Source organism: Rhizobium sp. CBN3, from assembly GCF_030518245.1.
In the GTDB taxonomy this organism is placed as follows: Bacteria; Pseudomonadota; Alphaproteobacteria; order Rhizobiales; family Rhizobiaceae; genus Rhizobium; species Rhizobium aethiopicum_A.
Genome location: NZ_JAULSE010000006.1, coordinates 239,533 through 261,397 on the forward strand (window position 1 = coordinate 239,533; position 21,865 = coordinate 261,397).

Below are 21,865 nucleotides of genomic sequence, written 5' to 3' on the forward strand. Positions count from 1 at the left end.
GGGGGAGGCTCCGCCCGCGACGGGGCGGAGCGGCAATGATTACTTTAGGAAGCCTTTTTCCTTGAGATAGGCTTCGGCAACAGACTTTGCCGGCTCGCCGTCGACCTGGATCTTGGCGTTGAGCTTGCGCAATTCGTCGGCCGTCAGGCTCTTGAAGATCGGCGAAAGGATTTCCTCGATCTTCGGATTGGCCTTCAGCACCTCCTCGCGGATGATCGGCGTCGGCGCATAGACCTGCTGCACGTTCTTGTCGTCTTCGAGAACGGTGAGTTCGGCCGCTTCGATCGCGCCGTCGGTGCCGTAGACCATGGCGGTGTTGACGCCGTTCGTCTGGTCGGCGGCCGCCTTGATCGTCGCCGCTGTATCGCCGCCGGAAAGAACGACCATCTGGTCGGGCTTCAGCTGGAAGCCATAGGTGGTCTGGAAGGCGGGCAACGCGCCGGCCGAATTGACGAATTCGGAAGAAGCCGCAAGCTTGGCAGTACCGCCGCCGGCGACCCATTTGCCGAAGTCCGTCAGGCTCTTCAGCTTGTTCGGCTCGGCGACGTCATTGCGCACGGCGAGCGCCCAGGTGTTATTGGCCGGCGACGGCGTCAGCCAGACGATCTTGTTGGCGTCGTAGTCGAGCTTCTTCGCCAGCTCGTAACCCTGGTCGATGTTCTTCCAGGCGGCGTCATCGGCCTTGTTGAAGAAGAAGCCGGCATTGCCGGTATATTCGGGATAGATATCGATTTCGCCTGCGGTGATCGCCTTGCGCACCACCGGTGTCGCGCCGAGCGCGATACGATCCTGCGTCTTGATGCCGTTGGCTTCGAGTGCCAGTGCAATGACGTTGCCGAGCAGCGTGCCTTCCGTGTCGATCTTCGACGAGACGACGACGTCGGCGGCCTGGACCGCGCCCGCTGCGAAAGCGGAGAGCGAAACGGCAAGTGCGAGTTTCTTCAGCATGGAATATCCCCTTTTAAACACCGTGATGAGGCCCAAGCCGGCAAGGCTTGCGCGCAGGAAATTCGCCGGCGAGGGCGGTAAGGCCGCCATCATCCGAATTGCGTGCGTCATGGAAATAGCGTGCACGCTCGAAAAATCGATGCAAGCCCCCTCCAGTATTTTGCGCTCGCGCTGACGATTATGGCGGCGAACACATGTCCGCGCGCGGAAACGCATTCCCTTTTCCACGGCCGACGCGATTTGTTTTTGTCCCCTTGCGTGTTTCCACGATGGTCCGGTGCTCGTTTGCGGGAATTCCGCCGCCCGGCTTTTTATGACGGCGACGATAGCCCCGCTCTCATAGGGCAGGGATATCTTTTTTCGCGAACACGTCATATCGTCCGGTTTTTCCAGTGCTTTCCGGAGCCCGCCTTTTGCATCTCGGCGCCCTGTTCATAACGCACCACGTCCTGACGTCGGGTTCGGTCCGCGAGACCGCGCGCCGCTTCCAGCTGTCGCCGTCCACCGTGTCTGCGGCAATCCGCAATGCCGAGAGCGAACTGGCGATGAAACTGACGGAACGCGCTTCCGGCGAACTGGTGACGCTGATCGCCGGCGGCGGGGTACTCGAAGGCCTGCAGCCGATTACGGTCGCGATCGGCGAACTCGGCAAATTTGCCGGCCATGACGCCGGCGCCGGGACGGTCGAGGCCTGGGCGTCGCGCATTCCCGTCAAGATCGTTGCGATCGAGCGCTTTCTCGAGGTGGCCGACCAAGGCAGCATCAACCGCGCTGCCCGCCGCCTTCACTTGGGCCAACCGCAGCTTTCGCTGCAGCTCGCCAATCTGGAGCGATTTCTCGGTCGCCGCCTGTTCGAGCGGCAGGCGCAGGGCTCGGTGCTGACGGAGGAGGGCCGGCACGCCTACCAGATCTTCATGGCGATCAGCCAGGCGTGGAACGATCTGAAATCGGCCGCAGACGAGCGCTACCGGCGCACCGCCCGATCGCTGCGCATCGGCTCGATCATCCCGACCGGATCGGAAAGCTGGGTGGCGCGCTGCTTAGGCTTGCTCGTTTCCGAGTGGAATGCGCACCGCAGCAATAATGCGATCTCGCTGGTCTCGATGACCGCCGACGACCTGCGCGAGGCGCTGAAGAGCGGCCGCATCGATGTCGCGATCCTGGATTCGGTCTTCGGCCTCGAAAACTTCCGGCATCGCGAACTGCTGCAGACCGACATGGTGGTGATCGCACCGCCGCAAAGCACGCAAACCTCGGCCGCCGAACTCGTCGCCGCGCATGCGATCTGCACGCCGAGCCCGCGCACCGGCCTCGGCCACGCGGCCATGGTCTTCAGCGACGAGCGCGCACCCGACCGGCGCTTGCGCAGCCGGGATATCACCGCGGCGGATTCGCTGCCTGTCATCGTCGACCTCGTCGCCAATCACGGCTACGTCTCCTTCCTCGGCCGCGTCAGCGCCATGCCGATCGCCGACAAGGTGCGCATCGTCGATCTCGACGAGCGTCTGCCGATGTCCTATCACGTCGCCTTCAACCATCGAAAAGCCGCTGCCGATGCCTGCGAGATGATTATCGCCGCGGCCGCCAGAATGACCTCGGAACCTGCCGCGTACATCACAAAGCAGGTCGACGGGGCCAGGGAGACTGCAGCGTGACGATTTTGCTGGAAGTATGCGTCGACAGCGCCGCGAGCCTTGCCGCCGCAATCGAGGGCGGCGCCGGCCGCATCGAGCTCTGCTCGGCGCTGGAGCTCGGCGGTCTGACGCCGCTGCCGAGCCTGATGCGGATTGCCGCCCGGGCGCCGATTCCGGTCTATGCCATGATCCGCCCGCATGCCGGCCCCTTCATTTTCGACAGCGTCGACGAGGAGGCGATGATGCTCGATATCGAGGCCGTGCGCGCCGCCGGCCTCGCCGGCGTCGTCATCGGCGCCAACCGCCCAGACGGCACGCTCGACCTGCCGCTGCTCCACCGGCTGAAAGCGCATGCCGCCGGCCTCGGTTCGACGCTGCACCGCGCCTTCGACCTGGTGCCGGATGCCGACCAGGCGCTGGAACAAGCAATCGAACTCGGCTGCGAACGCATCCTCACCTCCGGCTGCGCGGTCAAGGCCGCCGATGGGATCGACACGCTGAAGCGTCTTTCAGAGAAAGCGGCCGGCCGCATCTCGATCATGCCCGGCAGCGGCATCCGCCCCGCCAATGTCGGCGAAATTCTCCGTGCGACCGGCGCCCGCGATGTGCACGGCTCCTGCAGCTCGCCGGTCGAAAGCGCCCATCCGCGCGCGGTGGCGTTTGGTTTCGAGGCGAAGAGCACGAACAAGACGGACGTTGAAGTGGTCAGGGAGATGCGCAGGGCGATTGAGGCGGTGGGTTAGAGGGCCGTGACCCGCCCCTCATCCGGCTGCCGCCACCTTCTCCCCGCATGCGGGGCGAAGGGACAAGCAGCGACCTCTCGATTCCCTCTTCTCCCCAGCGGGGAGAAGGTGCCCGTAGGGCGGATGAGGGGGCCGCCAACGCCGGTCTTTCCAATAGACATCACCGGCGCCCGACCCCGACGGCCATCTTTCGATGGATGGGTCTTACGTGAAGGATGTTCCGTGTGGCCCCCTCATCCGACCCTTCGGGCCACCTTCTCCCGCTGGGGAGAAGGGGATATGCCGCACCGTCTCCGTTTCCCACGTCCCCTTGTAAGAACGTCGGCGGCCACGAATTACCTACCCACCAACCCGGATCACCGCCTTGATCAGCCCGCTCTTCTCATGCGCCCAGCGGGCGAGGTCGCGCGGTGCGTCGGCAAGCGTCGTGCGATGGGTGATGAGCTTGTCTACCGGCACCAGCCCCTTCGCGATTGAATCCGCTACATGCTCGAAATCGACGCGGGTGGCGTTGCGGCTGCCGATCAGCATCATCTCGCGTTTGTGGAACTCGGGGTCGGAGAAGCGGATGTCGTCCTTGACGACACTGACGAGCACCAGCGCGCCGCCATGGGCGACGAAGGAGAAGGCCTTTTCCATCGACGGGCCGTAACCCGTCGCATCGAACACCACGTCAAAACCGTCGCCATTGGTCTTTTCCTTGACCGCATCCGCCGTCACCTCGCTGGCGACGATGCCTGACGTGAAGCCGAAGCGTTCGGCTGCCATCTGCAGCCGTTCGGCGCTGGTATCGAGCAGGGTCACGTCATGGCCGGCGATGCGCGAGAAGATTGCCGCTCCGAGTCCGATCGGCCCGGCGCCGATGACGAGCGAGCGGGCGCCGGCGCCGGCGAGCGAGCGGCGCACCGCATGGGCGCCGATCGCCAGAAATTCGGTTGTCGCCGCCGCCTCGAGGCTGAGGCCCTCGGCGGCATAGAGGTTCCCGGCCGGAACCGAAATCTCCTCGCAGAAGGCGCCGTCGGTATGGACGCCGAGCACCTTGATGTTGGTGCAGCAATTCGGCTTGCCCTTGATGCAGGCGACACATTGGCCGCAGGAGAGATAGGGATTGACGATGACGGATGTGCCGGCCGCAAGCGCGACACCGTCGCCCGCCTCGATCACCGTCGCCGAGATCTCATGCCCCATCACCCGGGGATATTCGAGGAAAGGGTGCTTGCCCTCGAAAATATGATAATCGGTGCCACAGATGCCGACATGGCTGACGGCCAACCGCACCCAGCCGGGCGCCGGTGCGGCGGGTGATGGGCGTTCGACGATGTCGAGTACGCCGGGTTCCCGGCAAACAACTGCTTTCATGACGGGTCTCGCATTCTTCGTTCTTTACTCTGTGTCGTGCCAACTGCTGTTCGGTTTGTGCGGATAGCTGCCCCTCACCCTAACGCGCTGCCGTAAACCGGGCGAAGGGACGTGCCCAGCGAGACGTTGGCGAGGGACCGAAAGGTTGCGGCCCGGTCCCTTCTCCCCGCGGGCGGGGAGAAGGTGGCGGCAGCCGGATGAGGGGCAGGCCGCTTTCTCTCGTCGCTCAATTGCTCTTGCGGCGCCGCAGCTGGTCGAAGAACACGATCACGATGATCAGCAGTCCGGTGATGATGCGCTGCCAGAAGGAGTTGACGTTCAGAAGATTGGCGCCGTTGTTGATGGTGGCGAGAATGAAGGCGCCGATCAGCGGGCCGTGCACGGAACCGACCGCGCCGAACAGGCTGGTGCCGCCGATGACCGACGAGGCGATTGCCTGCAGTTCCCAGCCGTCGGCTTGCGTCGCATTGCCGATGGCGATGCGCGAGGCAAGCAGCACGCCGACGAAGGCGGCAAAGCCGGCCGAGAGGATATAGGCGAGATAGATCATGCCCTTGACGTTGACGCCGGAAAGGCGCGCGGCTTCCGCATTCGAGCCGACGGCGAAGAGATAGCGGCCCCAGCGGCTGAGATGCAGGAAGACGAAGGAAGGCACCGCCACCAGGATGACCATCCAGAACAGGCTCGGAATGCTGAGGAAATCGGCCCGCGCGAAATTGCTGAAACTCTCGTCGGTGATGCTGATCGTCGAGCCGTTGGTGATCAGCAGGCCGATGCCGCGCAGCGACGTCAGCGTTGCCAGCGTGATGATGAACGGCGGCAGGCCCATATGCACGATGCCGAAGCCGTGGAAGGCGCCGATCGCGACACCGATGGCGAGCGTCAGCATGATCGCGCCCCAGAGCGGCACGCCGGCCTGCAGGAGCCAGGCGATGATGACGGTGCAGAAGCCGACGATGGCGCCGACCGACAGATCGATGCCGGCGGTGATAATGACGAAGGTCTGGCCGAGCGCCAGAATCGCCGTCATCGCCCCCTGACGCAGCAGGTTCGAGATGTTGAGCGGCGTCCAGAAGCTCGGGGTGACCAGCCCAAGCACGACCCAGAGGAAGATCAAGAGCCCGATCAGCGTCAGGCCGAACAGGATGTTCATTTTCCGGCGCGGCGGCGGCGCGACGATTTCGGTGGGGGTGGCAGTCATGAATTTTCTCCCTCTTAGAGCCTTTCCGATTTTTCCGAACCGCGGAAATGCTCTATCTCTTTGTTGTCTCGCGCTCAGACGCCGATCGCTTCGCTGAGCACTTCTTCATGCGTCGCCGCGTGATAATCATGGCTGGCGACGATCCTGCCGCCGCGGAAGACATGCAGCCGGTCGGCCAATTCGTAGACCTCGGGCAGATAGGAGGAGATCAGGATGATGCCGGCGCCCTCCTTCAGAAGCTTGGCGAACAGCCGGTAGATTTCCGCCTTGGTGCCGACGTCGACGCCGACTGTGGGTTCGTCGAAGATAAACAGCCTGGCGCCGTGGCTCAGCCACTTGCCGATGACGATCTTCTGCTGGTTACCGCCCGACATGCTGGAGGCCGGAACGCGCCGGCTCGGCGTCTTGATGCTGAGATTGCGGATCTGATTGTCGGCATTCGCCGATTCCCGCGTATGGTTGATGACCGGCCCGTGGCTGAGGCGCCCGAAGACCGGCAGGTTGATATTGAGGCCGATCGACTGATTGAGGCAGAGCCCCTGGTCGCGCCGGCTTTCCGGCGCCAGAGCAATGCCGAGCTCCATGGCCGTGCGTTCGTTGCGGATGTCGACGCGCTTGCCCATCCAGTGGATTTCGCCGGCGCTTGTCGGCTGGCGCCCATAAAGGCCGAGCGCGAATTCGCTACGTCCGGCGCCGATCAGGCCATAGAGGCCGACGATCTGTCCTGATTTGACGCTGAGCGACACGTCCTCGAAGCCCGGACCCGAAAGGCCTTTGACCTCGACGATCGTCTCGCCGAAGGCGATCTCTTCCTTATGGTAGATCTGCTCGATCGAGCGGTTGATCATCAAAGCGATCAGCTCGGCATCGTTGGTCTCGCCGATCAGCCGCGTGCCGACATGCGTGCCGTCGCGCAGCACCGAGACACGGTCGGCCAGTTCGAAGACCTCCTCCATGCGATGGCTGATATAGACGATGGTGACGCCTTCGCCCTGCAGGCGGCGGATCAACTTGAACAGCTGCGCCGATTCCTGGCGGGTGAGATAAGCGGTGGGTTCGTCGAAGATCAGGAACTGCGTGCCGCGCATCGCCGCGCGCGCCGTTGCCACCAGCTGCTGCTGGCCGATCGTCAGCGAACTTAGAAGCGCGCCGGCCGGCAGGCCGAAGCCGAGATCGTCGAGCACGGCCTGGCCCATCTTCTCCATCTGCTTCTTGCGCATCAGGCCGTAGCGGTTGACCTCGTCGCCGAGGAAGAGATTGGCGGCGACCGTCAGGTGTGGGCAGAGCACCACTTCCTGGTGGACGGCGTTGATGCCGCGGGCGATCGCCTCATTCGGCGTCGACAGCCCCACCGGATGGCCGCACCACAGCACCTCGCCGGCCGTGCGAGTGATGACGCCGGTCAGCAATTTGATCAGGGTGGATTTGCCGGCGCCGTTTTCGCCGACAATGGCGTGGATCTCTCCGGCCAGGAAGGTCAGCGTCGCCGGTTTCAGCGCCTGCACATGACCGTAATTCTTCTGCAGGCCTTTGAGTTCGAGGATAGGCGACCCGGTGGGAATGCGATTGGCTTCTTTCAGCGTGGCGCTGTCATCATGGCGATGACTGACCTCTTCCAGTCCGATCATGGACCTCTCCTCCTCTTGTCGCGTCTGCTCCATCCCGGGTGAATCATACCATGGATGAAAAAAGCCGCGCCGGTTTTTGAGCCGGCGCGGCCATCTTGTTCTATTACTTGATCTTCGGGTTCAGCAGCGCATCGATCTTCGGATCGGCCATATTAGCCTTGGTCACGAGGTTGGCGCCGGTATCGACATTTTCCGGAACCTTCTCGCCCTTGGAGACGGCAAGCGCGGTCTTGATGCCGTCATAACCCATGCGATAGGGGTCCTGAACGACGAGACCGGCAATGGCGCCGTCCTTGAGGAAGCCGACCGTCTTGTCGTCGCTGTCGAAGCCGATGACCTTGATCTTGTCGCCGAGCTTGTTTTCGGCGATCGCCTGGCCCACACCCTGCGCCAGGATCAGGTTCGAGGCGAAGACACCGACGAGTTTCGGGTTTGCCGTGATCAGGTCGGTCATCATGTTGAGGCCGGTCGTTGCCTGGCCATCGCCATACTTGTCGGCAATGACCTTGAGGCCGGGATGTTTGGTCTTGATCTGATCCAGGAAGCCTTCGCGGCGCTGTTCCAGCGAGCCGACGCCCGGAAGATTGGTGAGGATGACGATGTCGCCTTCTTCCTTGCCGGTCATCTCCTTGATGGCGGCGGCAAGACCATCGGCAGCGATGCGGCCACCCTGGACGTTGTCGGTCGTCAGGAACGACTTGAACGCCTTGGAGTCGGCACCCGAGTCGATGCCGATGATCGGAACCGACTTGGCGGCTTCATCGATCGGCTTGCCGAGCGCCTTGAATTCGGTCGGCGAAATGACGATGGCGGCCGGCTTGCCGGCAACGGCGTTCTCGAGAATGCTGATCTGGCCGTTGATGTCGGATTCTGCCTGGGCGCCGAGCTCCGGCACGTTGACGCCGAGATCCTTGCCGGCCTTGCGGGCGCCGGCCAGAACGATCTGCCAGTAGAAGGACGTCGTGTCCTTGACGATGATCGGGATCGTCACGTCGGCGGCAAAGGACGTGACCGGCATCGCCGTGGCGATGACGGCGGCACCCGCGAGCGCGGTAAAGGCGCGGCGGGACAGCAGGGATTTCACGATGCTCATAAAAGTTCTCCTCTCAGGATGCGTTCTCCTCCAATAAACCGGACCGCTGAACGCTGGCGGAGGGTTTTTATCGATAAAAAACATTTGCAGACAGAAGCTAGCCGAGGCGCAATCAAATTGCAAGGGCGTCAATTGCGCTTTTTTGTTCCGGAAAACTCCTCCCAAGCATCTGATTTCATTTCAATACCACGATAGCCTAAAAAAGCTATCAGGTGAAATCGACCTCATGTGGATGCACGACGCCCTTTTTTAAAATCAGGTTGCCGTACAGCCGGAATTCCGTCGTCGCGACGATATAGGCCGCCTTGCGGGCCATCGCGTAGAAGGCGAAACGCTCGACCGACACGATCGAAAAATCGCCTGCCCGCCTGGCGACGATCTGCTGGAACTCGGCGCAGACTTCGGGCACGGCCTGCGGGTCGCCGACCACCTCCATCCGCCATGCCGTTTCCGGCACGAAGGTGTCGAGCGGCATATGCGTCAGGATCGCCTCGGCCATGTCGGTGGCGCTGACGCCGTCGGCGCGAATGACCGGCGGGCCCATCGAGCCCGAGGGAAAATTGGCGTCCGCTATGACGATGTCGTCGCCGTGCCCCATCGTTTTCAGCGCATGGAGCAGGTCGGGCCCGAGCAGCGGATGAATACCTCTCAGCATAGTATCTCCTCAGACCCGGACCGCTTCGGCGCCGAGCGGCGGCGCGGTGAGCGTATAGGGCTCGAATTCGGCGTAGATCTCATCGGTTAGCGGCGGCGCGACGGTCTCCATGTTGCGCGTCAGGCTCGACGGTTTCGCCGTACCGATCAGCACCGAGGCGACGATCGGGTCGCGCAGCGGAAACTGCATGGCGGCCGCCGCCAGCGGCACGCCGTGACGCTTGGCGATCGCCTCCATCGCGCCGACCTTGGCGAGCACGTCCGCATCGGCCGGCATATAATCGAAATGCGAGCCCGGCACCGGGCCGGTGGCGAGAATGCCGGAGTTGAAGACGCCGCCAACGACGAGCGATGTGCCCTTCTGCCGGCAGAGCGGCAGCAGTTCGTCGACCGCCGAACGGTCGAGCAGCGTATAGCGGCCCGCAAGCAGGATGCAGTCGAGATCGGCATGGCGCATGACGTCGAGGCAGACGGGCACTTCGTTGACGCCAAGGCCGAAGGCGGAGATCGCGCCGGAAGACTTCAGCTCTTCCAGCGCCTTCACGCCGGAATCGAGCAGCTGCTTCTGATAAACCGCGTTCTTTGCCGCGCCATGCGTGTAGACGCCGATATCATGGACGTAGAGAATGTCGATGCGGTTGAGGCCGAGGCGCGCATAGCTGAACTCGACCGAGCGCATGATGCCGTCATAGGAATAGTCGTAATCGGCATCGAAGGAGAGCGGATTGACATAGCTGTAATCCGGCACCGTCCCCGTCGGCACCGGCCGAAGCAGCCGGCCGACCTTGGTGGACAGCACGTAAGCGCCGTCCGGCTGGTCGCGCAGGAAATCGCCGACGCGCCGTTCGGCAAGGCCAAGCCCGTACCAGGGCGCCACGTCGAAATAGCGGATGCCGCTGTCCCAGGCGACTTGCAGCGTTTCCATCGCCTGCTCGCGCGGGCAATCGCGGTAGAGACCACCCAAGGGAGCTGCGCCGTAGCTGATCTCGGTCACCTTCAGCCCGTTCTTGCCGATCCGTCTCGTCTTCATCATGCCCCCTCGGGAATTACATAAAAACAAAAGCTTAGCATCGCAATCTAGAGCGTTGCGCCGAGATGCCAAGGCACGAACTCGTTATCGCCGTAACCGAAGATCTCGCTCTTGGTTTTCTTGCCGGAGGCCGTGTCGACGATCAGGTCGAAGATCTCGCGGCCCTTGCCGCTGATTGTCGCATCACCCGTGGCGATCGTGCCGCAATCGATGTCCATGTCCTCTTCCATCGAGGCATAGAGGGCCGAATTGCTCGACAGCTTCAAGGACGGCGCCGGCCGACAGCCGAAGCAGCTGCCGCGTCCTGTCGTAAACGCGATCATGTTCGCCCCGCCCGCCACTTGGCCGGTTGCCGAGACCGGGTCGTAGCCGGGCGTGTCCATGAAGACAAGGCCGGGTGCGGTCACCCGCTCGGCATAACCGTAAACCGCGGTCAGCGGCGAGCGGCCACCCTTGGCAACCGCGCCGAGCGACTTTTCCAGGATGGTGGTGAGACCGCCGCGCTTGTTGCCGGGCGACGGGTTGTTGTCGAGCGAGGCGCCGTGCAGGGCGACATAGTCTTCCCACCAGGCGATTTTCTCGTCGAGCTTTCTCGCCACCTCGTCGCTGACGGCGCGGCTGCGCAGCAGATGCTCGGCACCATAGATTTCCGAAGTCTCCGACAGGATCGCCGTGCCGCCCGCCGCCGCCAGCAGATCGGCGGCGACGCCGAGCGCCGGATTGGCGGTGATGCCGGAAAAGCCGTCCGAACCGCCGCATTGCAGACCGATGATGATCTCGCCGACCGAGATCGGCACCCGCTTCTCCCTGCCGACATCGGCGGCGATCTCGCGCAGCACGCCCATGGCGCGCTCGACCGCGCGGCGCGAGCCGCCGGCGTCCTGGATGTTGAAATGCTGCTTCGAGGCGCCGGCACCGCTCTGGCCGTAAAGCGTCAGCTGATTGACCTCGCAGCCGAGGCCGATCATCAGCACGCCGCCGAAATTGACATGCCTGGTATAGCCGGCAAGCGTCCGGTGCAGCACGTTCATGCCGTCGCCGGTCGAGCTCATGCCGCAGCCCTGGTCATGCACGATCGGCACGAAACCGTCGATGCCGTCATAATGCGGCAGGATCGTCCGGTTCGCCTCGTCGGCGATCGCCCGGCAGACGGTGGTCGAACAGTTCACGCTGGCGATGATGCCGATATAATTGCGCGTCGCCGCCCGCCCGTCGGCGCGGCGATAGCCCATGAAGGTGCGCGCCTTGTCCTCTGCGGTTGCTTCTGCCGGCGCCGAATTGGCGGTGGCGGCCAGCCGGTCGTTTTCGAAATGCAGATTATGGCTGTGCACATGGTCGCCGGCCTTGACCTCGGCGGTGGTGCGGCCGATCGCCTGCCCGTACTTCACCACGGCGGAGCCGAGCGGAATATCGGCGATCGCCACCTTGTGGCCCGGCTCGATCTTCTGGCGGGCTGCAATGCCGGCAACCGTCGAGCCCTCGGCGATGGCGGACGTTGCGACCGCGACATTGTCGCCGGCCGACAGGATGATCCAAGGCTGTTTGTCCAATCTCTTCTCCCTGATGGAAACGCTCGCTGCATCGGCGAATGCCATTGATTTTGTTTTTTATCTACAATAAACATTTTCAAGTCAACGGGAATATTGATCCTGTGGACGAGGGAGGCAATGCGCCGCAGACGATCGGAAATACGCTAATGGTTTTTTCAACAAGCTCCGGTCAGGCGCCGTTTCGCTGTTGAAGCGGAACGGAAACCGGCACGCGGGCGGAAAGCGGGGGATCTGATGGCAAGGCAGAATACGGTCTTCAAGGAAGCCTACAACAGGTATGCGGCGGCCCTGCGCACGCATACGGCGCTGCCGTCGGAACCGGAGATCGCCGCCCAGCTCGGCGTCAGCCGTTCCACCGCGCGCGCCATCCTCACCCGCCTCAGCGATGAAGGCATCATCCGCTGGAACAAACGTCAGAAGATTGTGCTGCGCGAGCCCACCGACCGCGACCTCTTTCCCTCCGAAGAGACGGATTCGCTGCATGACATCATCGAGCGCAGCTTCATGCGGCGCATCCTTGCCGACGATGCCGCGCCCGGCATGCAGATCAACGAACTGGAGCTTGCCCGCGAGATCGGCACCGGCACGACGAGCGTGCGCGAATTTCTGATCCGCTTCTCCCGCTTCGGCCTGATCGAAAAGCGGCCGAACAGCCATTGGACGCTGAAGGGCTTCACCCGCGAATTCGCGCTCGAGCTCGCCGATGTCCGCGAAATGTTCGAACTGCACTCCGCCGCCGAATTCGGCCGGCTTCCCAAAGACAATCAAGCGTGGATCGATCTTGCCGCCATGCGCGAGGAGCATCTTTCCATGCTTGCCGACATCAACCAGCGTTTCAAAGACTTCTCCGTCCTCGACGAGCGCTTTCACCTGTTGATCCATCGCGCTTCGAAGAACCGCTTCATCGCCGATTTCTACGACGCGATCGCCATCATCTTCCATTATCACTACCAGTGGAACAAGACGGCCGCCCGAGAGCGTAACGAGCGCGCCATCCACGAACATCTCGACTATATCGCCGCACTGGAATCCGGCGACCAGGCAGCGATCGGCAAAGCCTGCCGCGTCCACCTGCGCTCCGCCCGTCAGACCCTGCTGCAATCGCTGCCGCAGACTATGAACGACAACGCCTGAGCCGCCTATGCCGGCAACCGTCAGCTTCATGCGAGCGCCACATTGGCGCGACGTCATGAAACCTTCTGATTTGTAAGCCGTTATCGTGCTTATGACCGACGTCACACTCAACCCGAAATCGGTCGATGGCACCGAGCAGGACGGTGCCGAGGAGTCGCGCCAGGAGAAGGCATCGACTGTCGAGACCGCGCCGCCGCCAGATGTCATCGAACCAAGTCAGAAGCTCACGCCCGAGGAGGCGGAGCAGGCGCGCAAGCGATATTTGCTGAGGCGTTTCTGGATCAGCGCCCGCCGTTACTGGGGCCGCAGCGGCGACAGGTTTGCCTGGCCGTGCTCGATCGGTCTGTTGACGATGATCTGCATGAATGTCGGCTTCCAATATGGGATCAATCGCTGGAACCGCGGCATCTTCGACGCCATAGAGCGACACGACGCCGGCACCGTCTATTATCTCAGCGCCGTCTTTGTGCCGCTTGTGCTCGGAAGCGTCGCCCTTGTCACCGCGCAAGTCTATGTTCGCATGATGATCCAGCGTCGCTGGCGCTCCTGGCTGACGAAGGCGGTGATCACGCGTTGGCTGGCCAACGGTCGTTATTATCAGCTGAACCTCATCGGCGGCGACCACAAGAACCCTGAGGCGCGCCTCTCGGAGGATTTGCGGATCGCCACCGAAGCGCCGGTCGATTTCATCGCCGGCGTCATCGCCGCCTTTCTGTCGGCCTCGACCTTCATCGTCGTGCTGTGGACGATTGGCGGAGCGCTCACGCTGCCGATCGCCGGGTCGACCATCACCATCCCCGGTTTTCTCGTCGTCACCGCGGTTCTCTATGCCGTGATCACCTCAACCGTGATCGCGGTCATCGGCCGCCATTTCGTCCAGGTCTCGGAAGTCAAGAACCAGGTGGAGGCCGAGCTTCGCTACACCCTGACTCGTGTGCGCGAAAACGGCGAGAGCATCGCCTTGCTCGGCGGTGAGGAAGAGGAGCGTAGCGACCTCGACAAGACATTTTCCAATGTGCTCAAGCAATGGGCGCTGCTTGCGCGCCAGCACATGCGAACGACCTTCGTCTCGCACGGGTCGATGCTGATTGCTCCGGTCGTGCCGCTCCTGCTATGCGCGCCGAAATTTCTCGCCGGCGGCATGACGCTTGGCGAGGTGATGCAGGCGGCCTCCGCCTTCGCCATCGTTCAGACGGCGTTCGGATGGCTGGTCGACAACTACCCGCGCCTTGCCGACTGGAACGCCTGCGCGCGGCGCGTCGCCTCGCTGATGATGTCGCTCGACGGGCTCGAGCGCGCCGAACAGAGCGACGTTCTGGGACGCATCAGGCACGGTGAAACCAAGGACAATGCGATCCTGAACCTCAACGATCTCGCAGTGTCTCTCGACGACGGCACCGCGGTGGTCAAAGAAACCCAGGTCGAGATCGCGCCGGGCGAGCGTGTGCTGGTGGCAGGCGAATCCGGCTCGGGCAAGAGCACGCTGGTGCGCGCCATCGCCGGTCTTTGGCCCTGGGGTCACGGCAGCGTCGACTTCCACGGTGACCGGCGCTTGTTCATGCTGCCGCAGCGGCCCTATATCCCGTCCGGGACGCTTCGCCGCGCGGTGGCCTACCCGCGCGCCGCCGAGAGCTGGACGCCGGAGGAAATCAAGGCGGCCCTTGCCAAGGTGGGGCTGGAATATCTGAGCGAGAAGATCGAGGAAGACGCGCCGTGGGACCAGATCCTGTCGGGTGGCGAAAAGCAGCGGCTCGCCTTCGCGCGGCTGCTGCTGCACACTCCCGATATCATCGTGCTCGACGAAGCGACCTCGGCACTCGATGAGAAGAGCCAGGACAGGATGATGGAGATGGTGATCGACGAATTGCCGACTGTCACCATCATCAGCGTGGCGCATCGCGCCGAGCTGGAAGCCTTCCACAGCCGCAAGATCACCTTGGAGCGGCGCGAGGGCGGCGCCAAGCTCGTCAGCGATATCGATCTCGTCCAGCGCAAGGGCAGACGAAACCTGATCCTGCGGGTTTTGGACAACCGTCGCTAAAGCTGACGAACCACTGCAAAACCCGGGACGTCATGCTCGGTCTTATGCCACGGCTATCCGGTTTGCGCCGATGGCTTGCCCCTCTCCCTAACCCTCTCCCCGCTCGCGGGGCGAGGGGACGTGCCCCCGCGAGAGGTGGTAGAAACGGAGAGGTTGCGGCATATCCCCTTCGCCCCGTTTACGGGGAGAAGGTGCCGGCAGGCGGATGAGGGGCTGTGTTCACCGATCTCCGGTGATGACGGAGAAGACCTTGTCAACAAACTGCCAGGCGCTCCCATGCAGAGAGTTATCAATGCGAGGCCGCCTCGCTTGCCACCGCCGGCTCTTCGCGTGTCTGGCGGTGGCCGACGGGGATCAGCCAGGTGGTGAAGAAGGTCAGCACCGCGACGACGACCACGCCCCAGAAGCTCCAGTGCAGGGCCGCGTCGAAGATGCTGCGGATCGCCGGATCGGCGGCGAGCGCCGAGAGCCCGGTCGGCTGGTTCAGCGCTTTATGAAGGGCGGCCGCGGTTTCGCCGCTCGCATAATGGCTGATGCCGGCATTGAGAATGGCGCCGAGCACGGTGGCGCCGAGCGTATTGCCGAGGCTGCGGGCGAAGATGATCGAGGCCGTGGCGCTGCCGCGCATCGACCATTCGACGCTGTCCTGCACCAGCACGATGCTCGTCAGGCTGATCAGGCCCATGCCAAAGCCCATGAAGAACGAGCCGGCGCCGGCCAGAGCAGGCGAGCTTTCGGGCGTCAGGAACAGCAGGAAGCAGGCGCCGAACGGAAACATCAGGCTGCCGACGCGCAGGGTCCGGCGAATGCCGAAGGCCCGGTAAAAGCGGCTGGAGAGCATCACCGCTAAGGGCCAGCCGACGATGAGCATGGTCAGCGTGAAACCGGCGACGATGGGCGTGCGGCCGAGCACGCCCTGCACGTAGATCGGCAGGATGGTGGAAAGCCCGATCAGCGCCATGCCGGCCAGCAGGGTGGCGGCATTGCTGGTCGCGATCAGCCGGCGGCTCCAGAGCGCGATCGAAATGATCGGCTCCGGCGCCCGCCTCTCCTGGGCGAGGAAGAAGAGCCCCGAGACGACGAAGACGGCGAAGAGCGACAGCAGGATCCAGGCGCTCGCATCGGTTTCCGTCAGCATCACCAACAGGGCGACGATCGAGATCGAGAACAGCACCGATCCGAGGTAATCGATCTTTGCTTGTTTATGCGCGACGTCCTCCTTCAGGAAAATCATGAAGGCGATGATCGAGACGATGCCGATCGGCAGGTTGATCCAGAAGATCCAGGCCCAGGAAATATTGTCGACGATGATGCCGCCGGCAAGCGGCCCGACGACGGCCGATGTCGCCCAGACGGTCGCCATCGCGCCCTGCACTCGGCCGCGTTCCTCGAGCTTGAAGAGATCGCCGATGATGGTCATCGTCACCGGCTGGATTGCGCCGGCGCCGAGCCCCTGCAGCAGCCGGAACAGCACCAGCGACATCATCGACCAGGCAAAGCCGCAGAGCAAAGAGCCGGCGAGAAAGATGAGGATGCCGCCGATCAACACCGGCTTGCGCCCGAAAATATCGGAAAGCTTGCCGTAGATGACCGTGGTCGTCGATTGCGCCAGCAGGAAGGCAGAAAACACCCAGCTGTAATAGGAAAAGCCGCCGAGCTGCCCGACGATGCGCGGCATTGCGGTCGCCACGATCGTCGCCTCGATGGCAACCATGAATGTCGCCACCATGATGGTCGCGACGACAAGCACGCGGTTCGAGCGATGCGCTGCATTCGACATGATGGTCCTCTTCGGGTGCTCCGCGGACGCCGGAAAATATCGGCAGGCTGGCTGGGTGTGGCGATCGCCATGTGCGGAGGGATGCTGTTCTTCTACGACCGGAATGCCGGCCGGTAAAGCAATTCTCTTAGGCGGCCGTCATTTTGCGCGACGTCAGCGGCGACAGTTGAAATGACGGCCCGCCGCCATCACGGCCGGGCCTTCATTCTGCGGCAGGCTGGCGCTCGCCATTCTCACTGCTGGCATGCCTCGTTCAGCGAGCCGCTGCCGTCGGTGCAGCCTGGCGTCTGCTGGAGATCCGGATTGACACCGCCCGGATTGATCGTGCTGCGGCCGCTGTTGAGATCGACGCCGCCATTGCCGGTGGTGCTGCCGGTCATGCCGGGATCGGTTCCGACGGAACCGCTGCCGGCCGACCCCGTGCCGGCGGAGCCGGTGCCAGTCGAACCCGCGCCTGTATTGCCCGAGCCGCCGATAATGGGCGCCACCGAAAGCCGCCCGCTGGAATTCGCCCCACCGGCCGTCTGGGCGAGCGCCGAGCCGGCAAGACCGATGGAAAGGAAGGATATTGCGATGAGTTTGCAGGACATTGTCTTCTCCATCCTCATTGTCTCAAGGGAGAAACCTGCTCGGGAGCGGCATGTTCCCTCCGGATATTTCGCAGTCGAAAGGACGCAACGGACAGCCTGACACCACCCGGCCTTCATCGGCTGTAAACCCGCGCAAGTTGTGCCGTAGCGCATTAATATCCGCTTAACACTATCCGGTTGCCGTCGAAGATGCTAACTCTGCCCGCGGATACGAATGGATAGAGGTATCTCATGGACGCGATGAAAGGCGGCAGACGCATCGAATGTCTGGATGGTTTGCGTGGTTTGGCAGCGCTATGGGTGCTGATCGGCCATGCGCACATCCTGACGGGGTTCAAGGTGCCTGTTATCGGAGATCCGGAGCTGGGGGTCGACCTGTTCATCATGCTCTCCGGCTTCCTGATGGTGTTTCACTATCAGCGGCGGAAGGGCAGGGAGCCGTGGGAAAGCCCACAAACATGGGCGGTGTTCTGGGCGCGCCGGTTCTTCCGCATCGCACCGCTCTATTACGTCATGCTGGTGATTGCGCTCATCGCCGGGTCCGAGATCTATCAGGCAAGGATGATCATCGATGCGTTCAACGGCAATCCGCCGCAAGCCGCATCCCGCTATCTCGACGATAGCCTGACTAACTACCTGATGCATCTCTCCTTCCTGTTCGGCTTGTCCCCGGCCCATGCCTTCCGCACGGCGCTGCCCGATTGGAGCATCGGCCTGGAAATGCAGTTTTATGCGGCTTTGCCCTTCATCATGATCGTTCTCGGGCGGCTGGGCTGGCTGAAGGGCATGCTCGTTACGGTCGGCTTGGCCGTCACTGCCGCCTGGGCGGTCCATCACCTGGGCTTTCGCTTCCCCATGCCGTCGTTTCTGCCGATGAAAATGCACATCTTCGCCGCCGGCATGCTGCTGGCGGGTGCATTGTGGATGTCGCACGGTAGAGCTTACCTCGCCTTTGCGATCTCGGCTCTGCTGGTCCTCATCCCTCTGGGAGGCGACGTGACCGTGCTGCACGAAACTGTGCGCGTGGGGATCGTGGTTCTGTTCTTTGTCCTGGTGCACGCGGATCGATTTCCGGGTTCCGCCGGCTATTATTCGCGCGCGGTCAATTCGGTGCTCGGCAACACCTTCTTCCGAAACCTCGGGGAACTTTCGTTCGGGGCCTACCTGATTCACCTGCTCATCATGCAGCCGGTCATCGCCTGGCTGATCGGCAATACCGATCTCAGCAACCCCGCACGCTGGCTGGTGACGCTAAGCATGACCATTCCGATCGTCTATGTCTTGTCCTTTGTAGGCTACAAGTTCATCGAGTTGCCCGGTCAGACGGTCGGGAGACGCCTGACACAGCAGAGGCAGGTGGCGACCTAGAGGCGCCCGCAATCTTCGATGGATGGGTTGCGCCTCCGGCGGAAGGGCGCGGATAGGATGGCTCGATCCGACGCGATCTCGGGACATTGTTTAGGACAGCATCGACCGTCGATCTTATTAAGCGTCGGACCGCGCGCAGAGAGCTGGAAACTGCCTCCGCACGGCCCAACTGTGGGGTGGAGGGGCACTTGCACTATATTTTATTTGTTTTTACAATAAAGCAGCATTTAATACTTATGCACGACCGACATGTAATCATCGTTTTTAAGTTATTAGACCAGGAAGGAAATATTTAGTCCCGTTTGAATAGGCTGCTCGGCGATTTGCCAAACCCCCGGCAATGCGTCTCCTGTGCGCTGAGCGGCCATCCTAATTCGACATGAATTTCCGTCCGGCCATAGTCACGGCGCAAGCATCGGTCCGGCCAGACGTTACATGATCGCGAGGCGCGGAAGCAAAAGCCGAATGGACAATCCCCCTGGCATCCATGATCGCTGGATATCAATGCCAAGGCTCCGTGCTATTCTTTGCTCCAGGATTCTTCCAAAGCCAGAAGGAGCTTGATTTGGCTCCGTAGTCGGCGGTCCGTTCGCTTCAACCCAAACCAATTCGATTGTGTCCGGCGAGATTGCAGTTGCGATCTCGAGGGTACCTTCGTTGACAGACAGCGCTCCGTACTTAGCCGCATTCGTGGCGAGCTCGTGAAACAACAGCGCCAGGGTGCTGATCTTCTCTAGACCTACCTCGACGTCCTCGCCATGGAGCGCCCATTGTCGGTTGTCGTAAGGTGCAAGGATATTCGACAGAAGCTGAGACAGCGTGGCTGGCTGAACCTCGACGGGCTGTTCTGTTAAACTTGGCAGCGTTATCTCGTGCGCTCGGGCCAAAGCCATTACCCTCTCGTTGGTCCTGGCGGCGAGATCGCCGGGCGTTGCTGCGGTCCGGGCACCCAGCGTGATAATGCTGCTGATGATCGCGAACAGGTTTTTTACGCGGTGATGCATTTCCCTGAGGAGCAGTTCTCGGCGCTCGGCTGCCCGTTTCCGCTCCGAGATGTCGCGGGCAATCTTCGATGCTCCGATGATTTCGCCACTGCCGTCTCTGATCGGGGAGATTGTCAAAGAAATGTCGATGAGTTTGCCGTCTTTGCGGCGTCTTACCGTTTCAAAGTGATCGACACGTTCACCGGCTTGGATTCTGCTAAGTATGGCGGGCTCTTCATCGAGGCGATTCTCCGGTATAACAAGGGTGATGGGCTTTCCTATTGCTTCGTCTGCGGCATATCCGAAAATTCTCTCGGCACCTTTGTTCCATGTCATGACAATGCCGGACAAGCTCTTGCTGACAATGGCATCGTCTGACGATTCAATAATGGCCGCGAGAAAGGCTGCGGCATCATAAGCGGGCGGTACCAGCTGGGCAGTAGCCCGTTTTTCTCGATCACCCAAACTCATCTACGCCCCAGTCTGATGTTTAATAGAGCCACTGACGAGAGTAATAACGTCTCCTCCGTTCTGGCGGGAGACAGCAGCCTCTCAGGTGCCTGAGCCTAGAATTCGCGGCGTCATAACGAATATGTAGCGCGGAAGCGTACACAGGCAATGTGCGGAACCGAAGAAGCGATCGAAGCCGGAGAAGAAGCTGACAATTCTATCTCTGCTAATTTGTTTGCAAGTCGATCGTTGCGAATTCCGGGTCACAGCAAACCGCTTTGCCTGCCCGTCAGCATAGGTCTGGGCGTATCGCTCACCGCCGCTTGGAACTCCGCTCTCCATCCGGCGTCAAATATAACCTTCTGTCTATGAGATCGGTTAAAACACTAATAATAAGTTGTTATTGTTGCCATGTGAATAAATTGTATAATTGTATGAAAGATAATATTCCATTGGCTTAGTATGATGCGTCTCCTGCTACTTGGAATTCTAAGCATTTACTCGACTAGTTACACGTTGGGCTGCACGCTTGACGAATTAACCAGCTGTCAAAACCTCAACCAATCTTGCGTCAACCAATGCGTTACCCTTCAAGACGCCAAACTGCGAGACAACTGCCTCTATGGCGGCGACGGGTGCAAAGTACGGTCCGACGCCTGCTACGCTCAATGCGCCGGGTTTAGGCCTCTGATCAAATCGAAATCAAAAACACGTCGGATCACTTTAACACAGACGGCGTCCCAGTAACCCCCGGCAATGCATCTCCTTTGCGCTGAGTGGCTACATCTCTCAGGAGCGCTGATAAGTTAGCGCCGAACGACATCAATTCGATTCGAAATCGCGCGCCGGGCTTTGACGACATTGTAAGCCCCGGTGGGAACCCGCGGAGATACAACTTCTTTTGGCTGCTTCGAGGAGCGGCTCATGCAAAAGTTCTACTCCATTTAAGGCGAGGGGAGGAGCTGGATCTGGATACAGAAGGCCTGGAGTTCGCCAGTGCTGCGGAAGCTTACGACCAGGCAGTCGAGGCGGCTCGAGAGATGCTCGCCGAAGCCATCTTGGCAAAGCGACCAATTGACGCCGACTGCTTCGAAATTGCATTGGAAGACGGCGCGACCGTCGCGTTGGTTCCCTTCGCGTCTGTTATCCCGACTGATGATCTTATCACGGGCTAACAGCACCAATCGTTCGATCGATTTGGCGTCCATGTCCCGGCAAACCCTCGCGGAGCAGTTTCTTGCCGCGGCACCCCTCATATAAGGGGCTGAGGGATGTTGCTGATGAGGTGGCGGTTTATGCCTTGGAATGATGCAGAACTGGGGGTTGAGTAATCCTCGATGACGGGGGGTGCGTTTCCAGACCTAAGTCCGATTGTCGCCGGTAACCAGATGGCTACATGATTAACGATGACAAAAACTGAAATCCTCATTGTCGTTGCTTTGTTGCTTACCGTCTTTGCTTTATTCACCTTTGGCGAAATCTCAGAAATACTCCTGTTCCCAAAGGCGCTTGGCGCAACCCCTTTTCTCATTTTGAGTTCCCCGCCTCGGCGGCAAGGTGCACCACCGTCGGTCTCACACGTCGTCATCTTCCATGTCGGCGATGTTTTCGGCCATCGCAATGGCGTGCTCGGATAGAACGGCAGCCACATTGTCGAGAAGCAGGTTGCGAACGGGGCC

At 61.6% G+C, this 21,865-nt stretch carries 18 protein-coding genes; 6 read left to right on the forward strand and 12 right to left on the reverse strand.

Annotation, left to right across the window (positions count from 1 at the left end; translation table 11 throughout):
• Positions 1-39 precede the first annotated feature (39 nt).
• Entirely contained in the window at positions 40-948 is a 909-nt protein-coding gene (locus QWJ46_RS12375; RefSeq protein ID WP_302751371.1) for an ABC transporter substrate-binding protein, read from the reverse strand.
• Between the two features lie 413 nt (positions 949-1,361).
• Here QWJ46_RS12375 and QWJ46_RS12380 point away from each other — a divergent pair, with 413 nt between their 5' ends.
• Together QWJ46_RS12380 and QWJ46_RS12385 are read left to right on the forward strand one after the other, a co-directional pair.
• Positions 1,362-2,603 carry a LysR family transcriptional regulator gene (locus tag QWJ46_RS12380; protein ID WP_302751373.1) on the forward strand — a complete coding sequence of 414 codons (1,242 nt, stop codon included), beginning with the start codon at positions 1,362-1,364 and terminating at the stop codon, positions 2,601-2,603.
• Complete coding sequence (locus QWJ46_RS12385; protein WP_302751375.1) at positions 2,600-3,325, forward strand: copper homeostasis protein CutC; 726 nt, start codon at positions 2,600-2,602, stop codon at positions 3,323-3,325. The genes QWJ46_RS12380 and QWJ46_RS12385 overlap by 4 nt, the downstream gene beginning before the upstream one ends.
• Before the next feature lie 339 nt (positions 3,326-3,664).
• On the opposite strand, the gene QWJ46_RS12390 is transcribed toward QWJ46_RS12385, so the two are convergent.
• The 7 genes from QWJ46_RS12390 to QWJ46_RS12420 form a co-directional block, all read right to left on the reverse strand.
• Positions 3,665-4,684: a zinc-binding alcohol dehydrogenase family protein gene (locus QWJ46_RS12390; protein ID WP_184460067.1), complete on the reverse strand. Its 1,020-nt coding sequence runs from the start codon at positions 4,682-4,684 to the stop codon at positions 3,665-3,667.
• 226 nt (positions 4,685-4,910) lie between these two features.
• Positions 4,911-5,885 (reverse strand): ABC transporter permease, encoded by a 975-nt coding sequence (locus QWJ46_RS12395; protein WP_184460068.1) that lies wholly within the window; start codon positions 5,883-5,885, stop codon positions 4,911-4,913.
• A gap of 74 nt (positions 5,886-5,959) precedes the next feature.
• Positions 5,960-7,513, reverse strand: coding sequence for a sugar ABC transporter ATP-binding protein (locus QWJ46_RS12400; protein ID WP_302751377.1), 1,554 nt, complete (start codon positions 7,511-7,513; stop codon positions 5,960-5,962).
• A gap of 103 nt (positions 7,514-7,616) precedes the next feature.
• Complete coding sequence (locus QWJ46_RS12405; protein WP_064800531.1) at positions 7,617-8,606, reverse strand: ABC transporter substrate-binding protein; 990 nt, start codon at positions 8,604-8,606, stop codon at positions 7,617-7,619.
• A gap of 208 nt (positions 8,607-8,814) precedes the next feature.
• A complete protein-coding gene (locus tag QWJ46_RS12410; RefSeq protein ID WP_302751379.1) occupies positions 8,815-9,261 on the reverse strand; it encodes an RbsD/FucU family protein in 447 nt (148 codons plus the stop codon).
• 9 nt (positions 9,262-9,270) lie between these two features.
• Positions 9,271-10,290 carry an aldo/keto reductase gene (locus QWJ46_RS12415; RefSeq protein ID WP_302751406.1) on the reverse strand — a complete coding sequence of 340 codons (1,020 nt, stop codon included), beginning with the start codon at positions 10,288-10,290 and terminating at the stop codon, positions 9,271-9,273.
• A 47-nt stretch (positions 10,291-10,337) separates the two neighbouring features.
• Positions 10,338-11,840: a UxaA family hydrolase gene (locus QWJ46_RS12420; protein WP_302751381.1), complete on the reverse strand. Its 1,503-nt coding sequence runs from the start codon at positions 11,838-11,840 to the stop codon at positions 10,338-10,340.
• A 234-nt stretch (positions 11,841-12,074) separates the two neighbouring features.
• Here QWJ46_RS12420 and QWJ46_RS12425 point away from each other — a divergent pair, with 234 nt between their 5' ends.
• Together QWJ46_RS12425 and QWJ46_RS12430 are read left to right on the forward strand one after the other, a co-directional pair.
• On the forward strand, positions 12,075-12,974 hold the full coding sequence (locus tag QWJ46_RS12425) for a GntR family transcriptional regulator (protein WP_302751382.1): 900 nt from the start codon (positions 12,075-12,077) through the stop codon (positions 12,972-12,974).
• A gap of 91 nt (positions 12,975-13,065) precedes the next feature.
• A complete protein-coding gene (locus QWJ46_RS12430) occupies positions 13,066-15,015 on the forward strand; it encodes an ABC transporter ATP-binding protein/permease (protein ID WP_302751383.1) in 1,950 nt (649 codons plus the stop codon).
• 289 nt (positions 15,016-15,304) lie between these two features.
• On the opposite strand, the gene QWJ46_RS12435 is transcribed toward QWJ46_RS12430, so the two are convergent.
• Positions 15,305-16,795, reverse strand: coding sequence for an MDR family MFS transporter (locus tag QWJ46_RS12435; protein WP_302751384.1), 1,491 nt, complete (start codon positions 16,793-16,795; stop codon positions 15,305-15,307).
• Positions 16,796-17,028: 233 nt separating this feature from the next.
• A complete protein-coding gene (locus QWJ46_RS12440; RefSeq protein ID WP_302751385.1) occupies positions 17,029-17,385 on the reverse strand; it encodes a hypothetical protein in 357 nt (118 codons plus the stop codon).
• Positions 17,386-17,616: 231 nt separating this feature from the next.
• On the opposite strand from QWJ46_RS12440, the gene QWJ46_RS12445 reads away from it, so the two are divergent.
• Positions 17,617-18,753, forward strand: a complete 1,137-nt coding sequence (locus tag QWJ46_RS12445; protein WP_302751386.1) for an acyltransferase — start codon at positions 17,617-17,619, stop codon at positions 18,751-18,753.
• 431 nt (positions 18,754-19,184) lie between these two features.
• On the opposite strand, the gene QWJ46_RS12450 is transcribed toward QWJ46_RS12445, so the two are convergent.
• Together QWJ46_RS12450 and QWJ46_RS12455 are read right to left on the reverse strand one after the other, a co-directional pair.
• Positions 19,185-20,207: a PAS domain S-box protein gene (locus tag QWJ46_RS12450; protein ID WP_302751387.1), complete on the reverse strand. Its 1,023-nt coding sequence runs from the start codon at positions 20,205-20,207 to the stop codon at positions 19,185-19,187.
• Between the two features lie 923 nt (positions 20,208-21,130).
• Complete coding sequence (locus QWJ46_RS12455; RefSeq protein ID WP_302751388.1) at positions 21,131-21,394, reverse strand: hypothetical protein; 264 nt, start codon at positions 21,392-21,394, stop codon at positions 21,131-21,133.
• Positions 21,395-21,592: 198 nt separating this feature from the next.
• On the opposite strand from QWJ46_RS12455, the gene QWJ46_RS12460 reads away from it, so the two are divergent.
• Positions 21,593-21,823 (forward strand): hypothetical protein, encoded by a 231-nt coding sequence (locus QWJ46_RS12460; protein ID WP_302751389.1) that lies wholly within the window; start codon positions 21,593-21,595, stop codon positions 21,821-21,823.
• Positions 21,824-21,865 lie beyond the last annotated feature (42 nt).